This window comes from Streptomyces tanashiensis, assembly GCF_014648895.1.
Classification (GTDB): domain Bacteria; phylum Actinomycetota; class Actinomycetes; order Streptomycetales; family Streptomycetaceae; genus Streptomyces; species Streptomyces tanashiensis.
Window position 1 is genome coordinate 232218 of record NZ_BMRZ01000011.1, and the last position, 15849, is coordinate 248066.

At 70.5% G+C, this 15849-nt stretch carries 13 protein-coding genes; 7 read left to right on the top strand and 6 right to left on the bottom strand.

Features of this window, described 5'->3' with window-relative positions:
• Positions 1-3: 3 nt before the first annotated feature.
• On the bottom strand, positions 4-1446 hold the full coding sequence (locus IE237_RS28305; RefSeq protein ID WP_189804946.1) for a CCA tRNA nucleotidyltransferase: 1443 nt from the start codon (positions 1444-1446) through the stop codon (positions 4-6).
• A gap of 212 nt (positions 1447-1658) precedes the next feature.
• Between IE237_RS28305 and IE237_RS28310 the strand changes: the two genes are divergently transcribed.
• The 7 genes from IE237_RS28310 (at position 1659) to trxA (ending at position 11258) form a co-directional block, all read left to right on the top strand.
• Positions 1659-4043 (top strand): DUF6049 family protein, encoded by a 2385-nt coding sequence (locus IE237_RS28310; RefSeq protein WP_189804947.1) that lies wholly within the window; start codon positions 1659-1661, stop codon positions 4041-4043.
• A gap of 45 nt (positions 4044-4088) precedes the next feature.
• On the top strand, positions 4089-6311 hold the full coding sequence (gene murJ / locus IE237_RS28315; RefSeq protein WP_189804948.1) for a murein biosynthesis integral membrane protein MurJ: 2223 nt from the start codon (positions 4089-4091) through the stop codon (positions 6309-6311).
• A 118-nt stretch (positions 6312-6429) separates the two neighbouring features.
• Positions 6430-8121, top strand: a complete 1692-nt coding sequence (locus IE237_RS28320; protein ID WP_189804949.1) for a protein kinase family protein — start codon at positions 6430-6432, stop codon at positions 8119-8121.
• A gap of 25 nt (positions 8122-8146) precedes the next feature.
• On the top strand, positions 8147-8851 hold the full coding sequence (gene sigM / locus IE237_RS28325; RefSeq protein ID WP_370468297.1) for an RNA polymerase sigma factor SigM: 705 nt from the start codon (positions 8147-8149) through the stop codon (positions 8849-8851).
• Positions 8848-9783: an RsmA family anti-sigma factor gene (locus tag IE237_RS28330; RefSeq protein WP_189804950.1), complete on the top strand. Its 936-nt coding sequence runs from the start codon at positions 8848-8850 to the stop codon at positions 9781-9783. The genes sigM and IE237_RS28330 overlap by 4 nt, the downstream gene beginning before the upstream one ends.
• 139 nt (positions 9784-9922) lie before the next feature.
• The gene (gene trxB, locus IE237_RS28335; RefSeq protein ID WP_189804951.1) at positions 9923-10888 is read left to right on the top strand and encodes a thioredoxin-disulfide reductase; all 966 of its coding nucleotides are present in this window, start codon (positions 9923-9925) and stop codon (positions 10886-10888) included.
• A 46-nt stretch (positions 10889-10934) separates the two neighbouring features.
• Complete coding sequence (gene trxA, locus IE237_RS28340; RefSeq protein ID WP_308433121.1) at positions 10935-11258, top strand: thioredoxin; 324 nt, start codon at positions 10935-10937, stop codon at positions 11256-11258.
• Between the two features lie 99 nt (positions 11259-11357).
• On the opposite strand, the gene IE237_RS28345 is transcribed toward trxA, so the two are convergent.
• From IE237_RS28345 to IE237_RS28365, 5 genes are all read right to left on the bottom strand, one after another.
• Positions 11358-11975, bottom strand: a complete 618-nt coding sequence (locus IE237_RS28345; protein WP_189804952.1) for a GNAT family N-acetyltransferase — start codon at positions 11973-11975, stop codon at positions 11358-11360.
• A gap of 165 nt (positions 11976-12140) precedes the next feature.
• Positions 12141-13181: a ParB/RepB/Spo0J family partition protein gene (locus tag IE237_RS28350; RefSeq protein WP_189804953.1), complete on the bottom strand. Its 1041-nt coding sequence runs from the start codon at positions 13179-13181 to the stop codon at positions 12141-12143.
• On the bottom strand, positions 13178-14254 hold the full coding sequence (locus IE237_RS28355; RefSeq protein ID WP_189804954.1) for a ParA family protein: 1077 nt from the start codon (positions 14252-14254) through the stop codon (positions 13178-13180). The genes IE237_RS28350 and IE237_RS28355 overlap by 4 nt, the downstream gene beginning before the upstream one ends.
• Before the next feature lie 236 nt (positions 14255-14490).
• A complete protein-coding gene (gene rsmG, locus IE237_RS28360) occupies positions 14491-15207 on the bottom strand; it encodes a 16S rRNA (guanine(527)-N(7))-methyltransferase RsmG (protein ID WP_189804955.1) in 717 nt (238 codons plus the stop codon).
• Positions 15208-15318: 111 nt separating this feature from the next.
• Positions 15319-15831: a Jag family protein gene (locus IE237_RS28365; protein WP_189804956.1), complete on the bottom strand. Its 513-nt coding sequence runs from the start codon at positions 15829-15831 to the stop codon at positions 15319-15321.
• Positions 15832-15849 lie beyond the last annotated feature (18 nt).

Below are 15849 nucleotides of genomic sequence, written 5' to 3' on the forward strand. Positions count from 1 at the left end.
GACTCAGTCGCGCGCTGCCCACCACTCCTTGAGGGCGGCGACGGCCTGGTCGTGCTCCATCGGCCCGTTCTCCAGTCGGAGCTCCAGTAGGAACTTGTACGCCTGACCGATGGCCGGCCCGGGCCCGATGCCCAGGATCGCCTGGATCTCGTTGCCGTCCAGGTCGGGGCGGATGGCGTCCAGCTCCTCCTGCTCCTGGAGCTGGGCGATGCGGTCCTCAAGGCCGTCGTAGGCGCGGGAGAGCGCACCCGCCTTCCGCTTGTTCCGCGTGGTGCAGTCCGAGCGGGTCAGCTTGTGCAGCCGCGAGAGCAGCGGTCCGGCGTCACGCACGTAGCGCCGCACGGCCGAGTCGGTCCACTCGCCGGTCCCGTAGCCGTGGAAGCGGAGGTGCAGCTCCACCAGGCGTGAGACGTCCTTGATCATCTCGTTGGAGTACTTGAGCGCGGTCATGCGCTTCTTGGTCATCTTCGCGCCGACCACCTCGTGGTGGTGGAAGGAGACGCGGCCGTCCTTCTCGAAGCGGCGGGTGCGGGGCTTGCCGATGTCGTGGAGCAGGGCAGCCAGCCGCAGCACCAGGTCGGGCCCTTCCTCCTCCAGGTCGATCGCCTGGTCGAGCACGGTCAGCGAGTGCTCGTAGACGTCCTTGTGCCGGTGGTGCTCATCGCTCTCCAGGCGCAGCGACGGCAGCTCGGGCAGCACATGCTCGGCGAGGCCCGTGTCCACGAGGAGACCGAGGCCCTTCCGGGGGTGCGCCGAGAGCAGCAGCTTGTTGAGTTCCTCACGGACGCGCTCGGCGGAGACGATCTCGATCCGGCCGGACATCTCCTTCATGGCCGTGACGACCTCGGGGGCGACCTCGAAGTCCAGCTGTGCGGCGAACCGCGCGGCCCGCATCATGCGCAGGGGGTCGTCGGAGAAGGACTCCTCCGGCGTACCCGGCGTGTGCAGGACCCGGGCGGAGAGGTCCTCGAGACCGCCGTACGGGTCGATGAACTCCTTCTCGGGGAGCGCCACGGCCATGGCGTTGACGGTGAAGTCACGCCGGACGAGGTCCTCGTCGATGGAGTCGCCGTAGGAGACCTCGGGCTTCCGGGAGGTCCGGTCGTACGCCTCCGAGCGGTACGTGGTGACCTCGATCTGGTAGCCGTCCTTCTGGGAACCGACGGTCCCGAAGGCGATGCCGACCTCCCACACGGCGTCGGCCCACGGACGGACGATCTTCAGTACGTCCTCGGGGCGGGCGTCGGTGGTGAAGTCCAGGTCGTTGCCGAGCCGGCCGAGCAACGCGTCCCGCACCGAACCGCCGACCAGCGCGAGGCTGAACCCGGCCTCCTGGAATCGGCGGGCGAGGTCGTCGGCGACAGGGGACACACGCAGCAGTTCACTGACCGCGCGGCGTTGCACCTGGCTCAGTGCAGTCGGGGTGTCTTCGTTGGCGTTCGGCACAACAGAAAAGGGTACGTGCCCCGGCTCGCCGTGACGTCCCCGTTTTCACCGGGCGGGGGCGCCCGGCGGCGCCGGCCCAGGCCTGGCCGAAGATCGCCTGGAGCAGTCCCCGGCACTTGCCCCCAGCGTGCCTCGTTACCATGCCTGGACACAGCAACCGGGAACCACCGAAACCACTGGCACCACAGACAACGACGAGGACGGGCGAACGCGTGGCCGAGGCGGCAGACATCCAGGGAACCGGTCCCTCACCTGCCCGCCGATGGCTGCGGCGCACGATCACCCTCGCCGTCGGGGCGCCGCTCCTGGCCGGCCTGCTCCAGGCACCTCTCGTCGCCTCCCCGGCGGCCGCCGCCGAGGACGGCACCGGGTCGAGGACCGTCGATGTGTCGCTCGACACGCTGGCCCCGAGCACACCCGTCGAGGGGGACACCGTCACCGTCACGGGCACGGTGACCAACAAGGGCAAGAAGGCCGTCACCGACGCGACCGTGAACCTGCGCGTCGGACCGAGGATGACGAGCCGCAGCGAGATCGAGCAGGTCACGGGACGCACCGGTTTCCGGGACGACAGCGACCCCGCTCCCCTCGCGGACGCCCCCACCGTCAAGATCCCCCGCCTCGGCGCCGGTCTCAGCACCGACTTCTCCCTGTCCGTCCCCGTCTCCGAGCTCGGGCTCGACGAGGAGGGCGTCTACCAGCTGGGCGTCTCCCTCACCGGGCAGACCTCGGACCGCCAGTACGACCGGGTGCTCGGCATCGAGCGGACCTTCCTGCCGTACCAGCCCGAGGCCACCGAGAAGAAGACCCAGGTCACCTACCTCTGGCCGCTGATCGCCTCGGCGCACGTCTCGGCGCAGACGGCGACGGACGACCAGCAGACCCCGGTCTTCGAGGACGACGCCCTGGCGGCCGAGCTGCGCCCGGGCGGGCGCCTGGACCAGATGGTCTCGCTGGGCAAGGACCTGCCGGTCACCTGGGTCGTCGACCCGGACCTGCTGGCCTCCGTCGACGCCATGGCGAACGGCTACCGCGTCAAGGACGGGGACCGGGACGTCCCCGGCAGGAACCAGGCCGTCGCCGAGCGGTGGCTGGACGCGCTGGAGAAGGCGGTCCAGGGACACAAGGTCGTCGCCCTCCCCTTCGCCGACCCCGACCTGGCCTCCCTGGCACATCGGGGCAAGGACGTTCCCGGCTCCCTCGGACACCTCCAGTCCGCGACCGCCCTGGCGGGCATGACGGTCGAGACCGTCCTCCACGTACCGGCGTCCACCGACTTCTCCTGGCCCGCCGACGGAGCCGTGGACCCGTCCATCGTGGCGGTCGCGACCTCGGCCGGCGCCGACAAGGTCATCGCCCGCAGCGACAGCGTCCGCGACGACCTCCCGTACACGGCCACGGCCGCCCGCCCGCTCGGCAACGGCAGCACCACGGCCGTCGTGAGCGACGCGCTCCTGTCCACCGCCTTCGAGGGGGACATGGTCCGCGCGGAGAACTCCACGCTCGCGGTCCAGGAGTTCCTCGCCCAGTCCCTGGCGATCACCCTGGAGCAGCCGGAGGACCAGCGCAGCATCGTGGTCGCCCCGCAGCGGATGCCGAGCGTGGCCCAGGCGCAGTCCATGGCGACCGCCCTGGAGGGCCTCTCCGGCCGCCGCTGGACCCAGCCCAGCGACCTCCTCGCGGCCGCCGCGGCCAAGCCGGACCCGGACGCCTCCACGGCGGTGCCGAGCAGCTCCCGCTACCCGAAGAAGCTGCGCGACCGGGAGCTTCCGGTCCAGGCCTTCCGTGACATGAAGACCACGCGGGACGAGCTGGACGACTTCAAGGTCATCCTGACCCAGCCGGAACGCGTCGTGACGCCGTTCGGCAACGCGATCAACCGCGAGATGTCGACCTCCTGGCGCGGTGAGGCCCGGGCCGCCGCGATCTACCGGAACAACGTCCTGGACTATCTGCAGACCCTCACCAAGGGCGTCCAGCTGGTCGACAAGTCGGACCTCACGCTCTCCGGCCGCAGCGCGACGATCCCCGTGACCGTCCAGAACAAGCTGCTCCAGGGCGTGGAACACCTGAAGCTGCGCCTCACCTCCGGCAACAAGAACCGGCTGGAGCTGAACGGCGAGCGGTACGCCGAGCTCCCGGTGAAGGTCGGCGGCGGACACAGCCAGTCGGTGAAGTTCAACGCGTCGGCCAACGTCAACGGCCAGGTTCCGATGACGGCCCAGCTCTACACCGAGGACGGCACCCCGTACGGGCAGCCGATGAACTTCACCGTGCGGGTCTCCGAGATCACTCCCACGGTGATGCTCGTGATCGCCGGCGGAGTCCTCCTCCTCGTCCTCGCCGGTGTGCGCATGTACAGCCAGCGCAAGCGGGTGGCCGCGCGGAACGCCGAGGCCGAGGCGGCGGAGGCCGCCGAGGACGGCACGGCCGAGGACGAGGCCGCACGGGAGTCCGGCGAGAACGGGCCCCGCGAGGACGCACCCGGCGAGGAGGAGTCCGCCGGGGACGAACCCGTGCAGCCGAGTGACCCGACACCGGACACCGGGCCCGAAAGCGGCGACCCGTCGGGCCCGGGTGAGAAAGTGGACCGTTGAGCGATGTCGTGGCCGGTCGGCCGGGGACGATGAGGTGGGGTAACCATGAACGCGCCGTACGACGGTGACCGCGGCCAGGGCCCGGGCGGCCCGGCGCCGTCCGGTGGGACGCCCGCGGTGCCTCCCGGTGCCGGCCACCCGCAGGTGACGCCCCCGCAGCAGGGCACCCCTGGCCAGCAGGGACAGGACCCCTACGCGCAGAACCCCTACGCCCAGGACCCCTACGTCCAGGACGCCTTCACCCATGACCCGTACCGGTCCCAGGACCTGTCGGCGCAGGACCCGGTGACCGAGGCGCTCTACGACCGCGCCGCGCACCCGCCGCCCCCGCCCGGCACCTACCAGGACCCCCACGCGCTCTACCAGCAGCCGGCCGCGCCTCAGCACGCCCCCGACCCCCGGGTGTGGGCGCAGACCCCGGCGCCCGAGCCGGACGGTCCCTCGCGCCACCTGCCGTACGGCGACGACGCGCGCACGGTCCAGTTCACCGGGGTCGACGACCTGGTGACGCGGGCCAGTGAGGAGAACCCCGAGCCGGACGCGTTCGCGCACCTCTACCGGGACCAGCAGGCTCCCGGCCAGGTGCCCCCGCCCGCCCCGGAGCCGGACCCCCTGCCCGCACCCGCCCCGAAGAAGTCCGGCCGTGCCTCCGGGCTGCTGAAGTCGAGCGCCGTGATGGCGGCCGGGACCCTGGTCTCCCGGCTGACCGGCTTCGTCCGCAGCCTGGTGATCACCGGTGCGCTGGGCGCGGCCCTGCTCGGTGACACCTTCACCATCGCCTACACCCTGCCGACGATGATCTACATCCTCACCGTCGGCGGTGGCCTCAACTCGGTCTTCGTCCCCCAGCTCGTCCGCTCGATGAAGAACGACGAGGACGGCGGCGAGGCCTACGCCAACCGCCTGCTCACCCTGGTCATGGTGGCGCTCGGCCTCATCGTGGCACTCGCCGTCTTCGCCGCGCCGCTGCTGATCCGGCTGATGTCGAACACCATCGCCGACGACGCCGCCGCCAACAGCGTGGCCGTGACCTTCGCCCGCTACTGCCTGCCCACGATCTTCTTCATGGGTGTGCACGTGGTGATGGGTCAGATCCTCAACGCCCGCGGCAAGTTCGGCGCGATGATGTGGACCCCGGTCCTCAACAACATCGTCATGATCGTCACCTTCGGCCTGTTCATCTGGGTCTACGGCACCTCCGCCGAGTCCCACATGGGTGTGCAGACCATTCCGGACGAGGGCATCCGCCTGCTCGGCATCGGCACCCTGCTCGGCCTCGTCGTCCAGGCCCTGGCGATGATCCCGTACCTGCGCGAGACGGGCTTCCGCTTCCGGCCGCGCTTCGACTGGAAGGGCCACGGGCTCGGCAAGACCGTCAAGCTGGCCAAGTGGACCGTTCTCTTCGTCCTCGCCAACCAGGCGGGCGTCCTGGTCGTCACCCAGCTCGCCACCGCCGCCGGTGAGGAGTCCGGGAAGAACGGTGCCGGCTTCCTCGCCTACTCCAACGCCCAGCTGATCTGGGGCATGCCGCAGGCCATCATCACGGTCTCCGTGATGGCCGCCCTGCTGCCGCGGATCTCCCGTGCCGCCCACGACGACGACCCCGGCGCGGTCCGGGACGACATCTCGCAGGGCCTGCGGAACTCGGCCGTCGCGATCGTCCCGGTCTCCTTCGCCTTCCTGGCGCTCGGCGTCCCGATGTGCACCCTGCTCTACGCCTCCAGCGGCATCGAGGCCGCCCAGGGCATGGGCTTCATCCTGATGGCCTTCGGCCTCGGCCTGATCCCGTACTCCGTGCAGTACGTCGTCCTCCGCGGCTTCTACGCCTACGAGGACACCCGGACGCCCTTCTACAACACGGTGATCGTCGCCGCCGTCAACGCGGCCGCCTCGGCGGTCTGTTACGTCGTCCTGCCCGCCCAGTGGGCCGTCGTGGGCATGGCCGCCTCGTACGGGCTCGCCTACGCCGTCGGCGTCGGCATCGCCTGGCGCCGGCTCAGCAAGCGCCTGGGCGGCGACCTGGACGGCACCCACGTGATGCGGACCTACGCCCGCCTCTGCATGGCCTCCGTGCCCGCCGCGATCGTCGCCGGTGGCGTCGGTTTCGGGCTGCTGAAACTGCTCGGTGAGGGCGCCCTGGGCTCGCTCGTCGCCCTCGTGATCGGCGGAGCCGTGCTCCTCGGAATCTTCTTCGTCGCCGCGAAGCGCATGCGGATCGCGGAGCTGAACACCCTGGTGGGGATGGTCCGCGGGCGCCTGGGACGCTGAACCGAGCAGTCCCGCACAACCATCGGCGGGAACCGCGTGTCGTGCATAGCGTCCGACTGTGGGCACAATTGGCTTGGCTGTTGGATGTGGCGCAACGGATGGGGAGGCAGGAACGACGGTGGCGGAACGTAGCACGGCTGCCGTCGACGTGGCCGACAACAGCGGTGACGACCCGCTGACCGCCAAGGCGGACACGGCCGCGACCGACGGGGTGGCGGAAGAGCAGAAGACGGCGGAGAAGACCGCCCAGGCCACGGAGAACAAGGCGGTCGAACGACAGAGCGGCGAACAGCCCTCGATCACGGCACCCGAACTGCACAGCGGCCACAAACTGGCCAGACGCTACCGGCTGGAGGAGTGCGTCACTCGTCTGGACGGCTTCAGCAGCTGGCGTGCCGTCGACGAGAAGCTGCGTCGCGCGGTCGGGGTCCACCTGCTGCCGGCCGACCATCCCAGAGCCCGGTCGGTCCTGGCCGCGGCCCGCTCCTCGGCGCTGCTCGGCGACCCCCGGTTCGTCCAGGTCCTCGACGCCGTCGAGGAGAACGACCTCGTGTACGTCGTGCACGAGTGGCTGCCGGACTCCACCGAGCTGACCGCGCTGCTCGCGGCCGGCCCGCTGGAGCCCCACGACGCCTACCAGCTCGTCAGCCAGGTCTCCCAGGCCATGGCGGCCGCCCACCGCGAGGGCCTCGCCCATCTCCGGCTCACCCCGAGCGCCGTCCTGCGCAGCTCCACCGGCCAGTACCGGATCCGCGGCCTCGCCGTGAACGCCGCCCTGCGCGGCATCACCGCCGAGCGTCCGCAGCGCAGCGACACCGAGGCCATCGGTGCCCTGCTGTACGCCGCGCTCACCCAGCGCTGGCCGTACGACAGCGACGCCTACGGCCTCTCCGGGCTTCCCAAGGGTGTCGGGCTGCTGCCGCCGGACCAGGTCCGCGCCGGCGTCCACCGGGGCCTCTCCGAGCTCGCCATGCGCGCCCTCGCCAACGACGGGGCCACCGCCTCGCGCCAGGAGCCGCCCTGCACCACTCCGGACGAACTGGCCAGGGCCGTGGCGGCGATGCCCCGCGTCAAGCCGCCGGAGCCGGTGTTCACCGCGCCGCCCGAGTACCAGCACACGACGTACCAGCAGGGCACCTACGGACGTCCCCAGCCGCGTCCCGTGGCCGCCCAGCAGATCGTCGTCCCGCCGCCCCCGCTCCAGAGCCGCACGGGCAAGGCCCTGAAGTGGGCCGTCTCGGCCCTCCTCATCGCCGCCCTGGGCCTCGGCAGCTGGCAGATCGCGGACCGGCTGCTCGCGCCGGAGCCCAAGGACGAGACCCCGATAGTCCACCCTTCGACCGACGAGAAGCCCGCGCCCTCGAAGCCGGTCGCCATCTCGTCCGCCCAGGACTTCGACCCGCCCCCCGGGGGCAACGGCGAGGAGTACCCGGAGACCGTGGCGAACGCGTTCGACGGTGATCCGAGCACCTTCTGGCACACCAAGAACTACACCACCGCGAACTTCGGCAACCTGAAGAGCGGCGTCGGCATAGTGCTGGACCTGGGCTCGGCCCAGAAGGTCGGTTCGGTCGACCTGTCGTTCGTCGGGGACACCAAGGTGGAGGTCCGCACGGCCCCCGACGGAGCCTCCTCGGCACCGTCCACGGCCGAAGGATTCACCACCCAGGCGGACGGAGCCGGCAGCGAGGTGAAGCTGAAGCTCAAGAAGCCGGTCACGACCCGCTACGTTCTGGTCTGGCTGACGGAGCTGCCGCTCACCGACGGCGAGTTCCGCGGCCAGCTGACCGAAGTCAAGGTCATGAGCTGACGACCAGAGGGGAGGGGGCTCACCGTTGGACCGACCGATAGACGACGCCACGGACGACAGGGAACTCCTGGAACGTCATGTCGCCGGAGACCCGGACGCCTTCGGTGAGCTCGTGCGGCGCCACCGCGACCGGCTGTGGGCGGTGGCCCTGCGGACCCTGGGGGACCGCGAGGAGGCCGCTGACGCCGTCCAGGACGCCCTGATCTCCGCCTTCCGGGCCGCCCACACCTTCCGCGGCCAGTCGGCCGTCACAACCTGGCTCCACCGCATCACGGTGAACGCCTGCCTCGACCGTGCCCGCAAGACCGCCTCCCGCAGGACCTCGCCCGTCGACGACACCGACCGCTTCGAGCAGCTCCTCGACCCCCACGAGTCCGCCGAGGCACCGGTGGAGCGCCTGGACCTCCACCGCGAGCTCCTCGCCGCGCTCGCCGCGATCCCCGAGGACCAGCGGGCCGCGCTCGTCCTGGTCGACATGCAGGGATACCCCGTCGCCGAGGCGGCCCGTATCCTCGGCGTCCCCAGCGGGACCGTGAAGAGCCGCTGCGCGCGCGGGCGGGCACGCCTCCTTCCGATGGTCACTCATCTGCGCGCCGACACCGTGGGTAACGAGGCCGCCGAAGGGGGAAGGAACCGGACGCCGGGGACATCCGTCCCACCGGTGCCGGGGCCGACGGATACCGGACCGACAGATCCAGCTGCTGTGAAGGGCGGAGGTGGGCGCACGTGACTTCCACGGCCGGCAGGGCCGACACCACACAGCACCCGGACGTCTCGGAGATCTCCGATCTGACGGAGGGGCTGCTCTCGCCGACGCGTTCGGCAGCCGTACGACGGCACGTGGACGGCTGTGTCCTCTGTGCGGACGTGCGGTCCTCCCTGGAGGAGATCAGGGGCCTGCTCGGCACTCTGCCCGGGCCTCCGCGGATGCCCGCCGAGATCGCCGGGCGGATCGACGCCGCCTTGGCCGCCGAAGCCCTCCTCAGCGCCACCTCTCCGGAGAGCGACACCCCCGTTTCACGTGAAACGTCGCGCCCCTCCGCCGAGACCGCGTCTCCCCGTCCGTCCTCCCCTGCCGCGGACCGGCCTGCCGGGCGCCCGCGAGCGGGCACCGGCCCCGGCCGCCCCGACAGGCCCCGCCGGCGCCGGATCGCGCTGCTCTCCACGATCGGCGCCGCCTTCGCAGCCGTGGCGCTCGGCACAAGCCTCTACCTCAGCCAGGCGGGCAACCTGACCGCCGGCAGTTCGGCCGACACCAAGAAGGCCGACACCCTCGCGAGCGCGCCCGTCAGCCCCTTCTCCGGTGCACCCGTCGAGGACCGCGTCCACAGCCTCCTCAACGAGAACCGCGCGCCCAAGACTCCCCAGGGGGTCGGACCCGAATCCATGTCCGCCGAGGCCAGTGCCGACACCTCCCGGCGCAACGGGGAGAGCGCCGTCCCCGGCTGCGTTCTGGCCGGCACCGGCCGCACCGACGGGGTGCTGGGCTACGAGCGCGGCGAGTACCGGGGAGCACCCGCCTATCTGCTCGTCCTGACGGATCCGGCGGACAGCGCACGCGTCCAGGCCTATGTGCTCGACGCCTCCTGCGCCGAGCGGCCCACGGAGAGCGGAAGCCCGCCCGCCGAGCTCCTGCTCAGCCAGACGTACCCTCGCTCCTGACCTCTCTCTCCGCCCGGCTACGGAGCCGCGCGGCGGTCTCGGGAATGCACGCCCCTTAGGATCCGTTGGGTGGGGTGAGAGCGACCGAGACAACCGCCCCCGTAGGCAGTGGCAGTCTGCAGAGACGAGGAAGACACCCGTGAGCGACGTCCGTAACGTGATCATCATCGGCTCCGGGCCCGCGGGTTACACCGCTGCGCTCTACACGGCCCGAGCGTCGCTGAAGCCTCTGGTCTTCGAAGGCGCCGTCACCGCTGGTGGCGCCCTGATGAACACCACCGAGGTCGAGAACTTCCCCGGATTCCGTGACGGGATCATGGGCCCGGACCTGATGGACAACATGCGGGCCCAGGCCGAGCGCTTCGGCGCCGAGCTGGTTCCGGACGATGTCATCGCCGTGGACCTGACCGGTGACATCAAGACCGTCACCGACACCGCCGGCACCGTGCACCGCGCCAAGGCCGTGATCGTCACCACCGGCTCCCAGCACCGCAAGCTCGGCCTCCCCAACGAGGACGCGCTCTCCGGCCGCGGTGTCTCCTGGTGCGCCACCTGCGACGGGTTCTTCTTCAAGGACCAGGACATCGCCGTCGTCGGCGGCGGCGACACCGCGATCGAGGAGGCCACCTTCCTCTCGCGCTTCGCCAAGTCCGTCACGATCGTCCACCGCCGCGACACCCTGCGTGCCTCCAAGGCCATGCAGGAGCGCGCCTTCGCCGACCCGAAGATCTCGTTCGCCTGGGACAGCGAGGTCACCGAGATCCACGGCGGGCAGAAGCTCAGCGGTCTGACCCTGCGCGACACGAAGACCGGTGCGACCCGCGAGCTCCCCGTCACCGGCCTCTTCATCGCCGTCGGCCACGACCCGCGGACCGAGCTCTTCAAGGGCCAGCTGGACCTGGACGAGGAGGGCTACCTCAAGGTCGCCGCCCCGTCGACGCGGACGAACCTCACGGGTGTCTTCGGCGCCGGTGACGTCGTCGACCACACCTACCGTCAGGCCATCACGGCCGCCGGCACCGGCTGCTCCGCGGCGCTGGACGCCGAGCGCTTCCTGGCCGCCCTCGCCGACAGCGAGAAGCTGGCCGAGACCCCCGCGGTCTGACCCCGTCTCTCCCCACCCCACACCCCGCGAGATCAAGGAGGCCGTTGTGGCCCTGAAGACTGTGACCGACGCTTCCTTCGACGAGGACGTCCTCAAGAGCGACAAGCCCGTCCTCGTGGACTTCTGGGCTGCGTGGTGCGGCCCGTGCCGCCAGATCGCCCCGTCGCTGGAGGCCATCGCCGCCGAGCACGGCGAGATCGAGGTCGTGAAGCTCAACATCGACGAGAACCCGGCCACGGCTGCCAAGTACGGCGTCATGTCCATCCCGACGCTCAACGTCTACCAGGGCGGCGAGGTCGTGAAGACCATCGTCGGCGCCAAGCCGAAGGCGGCCATCCTGCGCGACCTGGCGGACTTCGTCCAGGCCTGATGCTCCTCGTGTTTCACGTGAAACGCCCCCAGGGGTGTTTCACGTGAAACAGAAGCGGCCCGTCCCCTGCCGGGGGCGGGCCGCTCGCATGATCCGGGGCTAGAGAGGCCGCAGGGCGGGCTCCTTCTTCACGGCACCCAGCAGACGGTCCAGGGCCATCTCGACGTCCTCCTTCCAGGAGAGCGTCGTCCTGAGCTCCAGCCTCAGCCGGGGAAAGGCATGGTGCGGACGGACCGTCTTGAAGCCCACCGCGAGCAGATGATCGGCCGGCAGCACACAGGCCGGCTCCTTCCACCGGGCGTCCCCGAACGCCTCGATCGCCTTGAAACCGCGCCTCATCACGTCCTTGGCCACGGTCTGCACCACCACACGGCCCAGCCCCTGCCCCTGATAGGCCGGCATGATCCACGCCGTCATCAGCTGCACGGCGTCCGCCGCCACGGGGCTCGTCGGGAAGGCCGTCGAGCGCGGCACATAGGCCGGGGGAGCGTAGAGGACGTAACCGACCGGCACCTCGTCGACGTAGACCACCCGGCCGCAGGAACCCCATTCCAGGAGAACGGCCGAGATCCACGCCTCCTTCTCCAGCTCCGGGCGCCCCGCCTTGACCGCCGCCTCACCGCTGACCGGGTCGAGCTCCCAGAAGACACATGAGCGACAGCGCTTGGGGAGATCCGGAAGGTTGTCCAGCGTGAGCGGTACGAGCCGACGCCCCACGGCTGCTCCTCGTTTCCCTCGCCATCGAGCACGGATACGCCTTTTGGAATCGTATCGATCGGACGATCGGGGGGATACCGCTCACAGGCAAAGGGCGGGCCGCGTTCCGGTGAAGACCGGAGCACGACCCGCCCTGAGCGGACTCGGCGAGCAGGGTGGGAGGGATCAGCCCTCGGCGCCCTGTTCGGCGTTCCTGTGGTCCATGACCCGCCCCTCGCCGGGAGCCAGGGTCGAGAGGATCCGGTCCAGATCGTCCATCGAGGCGAACTCGACGACGATCTTTCCCTTCTTCTGCCCCAGGTCGACCTTCACCCGGGTCTCGAAGCGGTCCGAGAGCCGGGTGGCGAGGTCCGTGAGCGCGGGCGAGACCCGGGCGCCGGCACGCGGGCCCTTCGGCTTCACCGCGGACGTGGGCTCCTCGGAGCCCATGAGGCTCACGATCTCCTCGACACTGCGGACCGAGAGGCCTTCGGAGACGATCCGGTACGCCAGCTTGTCCTGGGCCTCCGGGTCCTCCACGCCGAGCAGGGCCCGCGCGTGGCCGGCGGAGAGCACTCCGGCGGCGACCCGGCGCTGCACCGGCAGCGAGAGCCGCAGCAGACGCAGCGTGTTGGAGATCTGCGGACGGGAACGCCCGATCCGCTCCGCGAGCTGGTCATGGGTGCAGCCGAAGTCCTTGAGCAGCTGCTCGTAGGCGTGGGCCTCTTCGATCGCGTTCAGCTGGGCCCGGTGGAGGTTCTCCAGGAGGGCGTCCAGCAGCATCTTCTCGTCGTCGGTGTCCCGGACGATCGCCGGAATCCGCTCAAGCCCCGCCGCCGTCGACGCGCGCAGACGACGCTCTCCCATGACGAGCTCGTAGCGATCGGCCTCGACCTTGCGCACGACCACGGGCTGGAGCAGGCCGACCTCCTTGATGGAGGTGACGAGCTCTGCCAGCGCGTCCTCGTCGAAGACCTCACGCGGCTGGTGCCGGTTGGGAACGATGGCATCGATCGGAAGCTCGGTGAAGTAGGCCCCGGCCGGAGGCTCCGGCAGAGCCACCGGCTCGGGCTCGTTCCACGTCGGCGTCGACTCGGGGGCCTGCGGGCTCTGCGGCAGCGTCGCCAGCTTCGCGGCGGCCACCCCACGCTCCACCTGCCGTTCCTGGGGAGCAGCGGGGATCAGCGCACCGAGCCCACGCCCCAATCCCCTACGTCGCTCACTCACTGGATCCCCTCCGACATGCTGCGCTGGTTGTTCTGGTGCCCGACATGGGCGTGCTGCGGGTCGTACTGCACGGCGACCCCCCGCAGAGCGATCTCACGGGCCGCTTCGAGGTACGAGAGGGCGCCGCTGGAGCCCGGGTCGTAGGTGAGGACCGTCTGCCCGTAGCTCGGCGCCTCGGAGATACGGACGGACCTCGGAATGCTGGTCCGCAGCACCTCCTCGGCGAAGTGGCTGCGCACCTCGTCGGCGACCTGGGAGGCGAGCCTCGTCCGGCCGTCGTACATGGTGAGCAGAATCGTCGAGACGTGGAGCGCCGGGTTGAGGTGCCCCCGGACCAGGTCGACGTTCCGCAGGAGCTGACCGAGGCCCTCCAGCGCGTAGTACTCGCACTGGATCGGGATCAGCACCTCCGCGCCCGCCACCATGGCGTTGACCGTGAGGAGGCCGAGCGAGGGCGGGCAGTCGATCAGGATGTAGTCCAGCGGCTGCTCGTAGGCCTGGATCGCCCGCTGGAGACGGCTCTCGCGCGCCACCAGCGACACCAGCTCGATCTCCGCGCCGGCGAGGTCGATGGTGGCGGGGGCGCAGAAGAGTCCCTCGACGTCCATGACCGGCTGCACCACATCGGAGAGCGGCTTGCTGTCCACCAGGACGTCGTAGATCGAGGGGACCTCGGCGTGGTGGTCGATGCCGAGCGCCGTCGAGGCATTGCCCTGCGGGTCCAGGTCGATGACCAGGACCCGGGCGCCGTGCAGCGCCAGGGACGCGGCAAGGTTGACCGTCGTGGTCGTCTTGCCCACGCCGCCCTTCTGATTGGCGACGACCATCACGCGCGTCTGTGCCGGGCGGGGAAGTCCCTCACCGGCACGACCCAGCGCCTCTACTGCCAGTTGGGCAGCACGACCGATGGGGGTGTCGTCCATCGGGGGCGGTGTTTCACGTGAAACATCCTCCCCCACCGATTCGGTTCGGGGACCGGGGACCGGATCGGTCATCGGTCCCGCGATGTTGGCGTCGGACCGCAAGGATTCACTCTCCTCGGCTTCAGGCTCGCGATGAGCAGAGCCTGCCATGCTTTCGGGGTCGTGAACCAGCGAGGCCGGTGGTTCTGTGGGTGAATCCACCTCTGTGGACAACTCCGTAACCCGCGCGGGTGGCTTCACACGGGGTCCACGGTCCCGGGGCGTGGCAGCCGCGCGGCCGCGGCTGATGATCCCCTGCAGCAGTGAGCGACGTTTCACGTGAAACACCATGCCCCTGCGGCTCCGCCGGGACCGTTCGACACTCCGAAATGGTACGTATGCGACGCTCAGCGGCGTCGTCGGGTCTTGCTCGTACGGGCGGCCTTGGCCCGCTTGGCCGCGAATCGCACACCGCCGGGGCTCTCGCCGACCTCCACACGGACGACAGTCGACAGCGGATCGACGATGCCCTCGCCCACCTGAAGCACCTCGGTCGCCACCACACCGAGCCGGGAGAGCGCGGCGCGGGCACCGTCGATCTCCTCCTGAGCGGTGTCGCCCTTGAGCGCCAGCATCTCTCCGTACGGACGCAGCAGAGGAACACCCCAGCCGGCCAGCCGGTCGAGCGGGGCCACCGCGCGGGCGGTCACCACGTGCACGGGCGTGATCTTGCCGAGCATCTCCTCCGCACGCCCACGGACCACGGTCACGTGGTCGAGGCCGAGCAGCTCGACGACTTCCTGGAGGAAGTTCGTCCTGCGCAGGAGCGGCTCCAGGAGCGTGATCTTCAGGTCGGGCCGGACCAGAGCCAGCGGAATACCGGGCAGGCCGGCACCCGAGCCCACGTCGCAGACGGTGACGCCCTCGGGAACGACCTCCGAGAGGACCGCACAGTTCAGCAGGTGGCGTTCCCAGAGACGCGGAACCTCACGCGGGCCGATCAGACCGCGCTTCACACCCGCGTCCGCGAGGAGCTCCGCGTACCGCACGGCCTCCGGGAAGTACTCGCCGAAGACTGTCCGCGCCTGCTCCGGCGCCTCGGGGAGCTCCGCTGCCTCCGTCACGGGAACCGTCCTTCCGTACCGCACGTCTGGCGTGCGCGTGGTGGCTGACTATCAAGGCTGACAAAGATCGGCCCCGCCTGCGAACAGACGGGGCCGACACTACGTGAGGGGTCAGGCCGGGAGCACAACGACGAAGCGCTCCGGCTCCTCGCCCTCGGACTCGCTGCGCAGACCGGCGGCGGCGATCGCGTCGTGCACGACCTTGCGCTCGAACGGCGTCATCGGGTCCAGCTTGACCGGCTGACCGCTGGACTTCACCTCGGCCGCGGCCTTGGCGCCCAGCTCGGCGAGCTCGGCGCGCTTCTTGGCCCGGAAGCCGGCGATGTCGAGCATCAGGCGGCTGCGGTCACCGGTCTCGCGGTGCACGGCCAGCCGGGTCAGCTCCTGGAGCGCCTCCAGGACCTCGCCGTCGCGGCCCACGAGCTTCTGCAGGTCGCGGCTGCTGGAGTCGCTGATGATCGAGACCGCGGCCCGGTCCGCCTCGACGTCCATGTCGATGTCGCCGTCGAGGTCGGCGATGTCGAGCAGGCCCTCGAGGTAGTCGGCCGCGATCTCACCCTCCTGCTCCAGGCGGGTCAGGGTGTCGCCACCCTCGGCGGCGGCGGAGGTGGTGCCTTCCGTCACGGATGGACTCCTTCTTGC

Bases quoted from the DNA above. Each gene is read 5' to 3' on its own strand.
- murJ (WP_189804948.1), top strand. From the start codon at position 4,089: ATGAACGCGCCGTACGACGGTGACCGCGGCCAGGGCCCGGGCGGCCCG.
- IE237_RS28355 (WP_189804954.1), bottom strand. From the start codon at position 14,254: ATGGCAGGCTCTGCTCATCGCGAGCCTGAAGCCGAGGAGAGTGAATCC.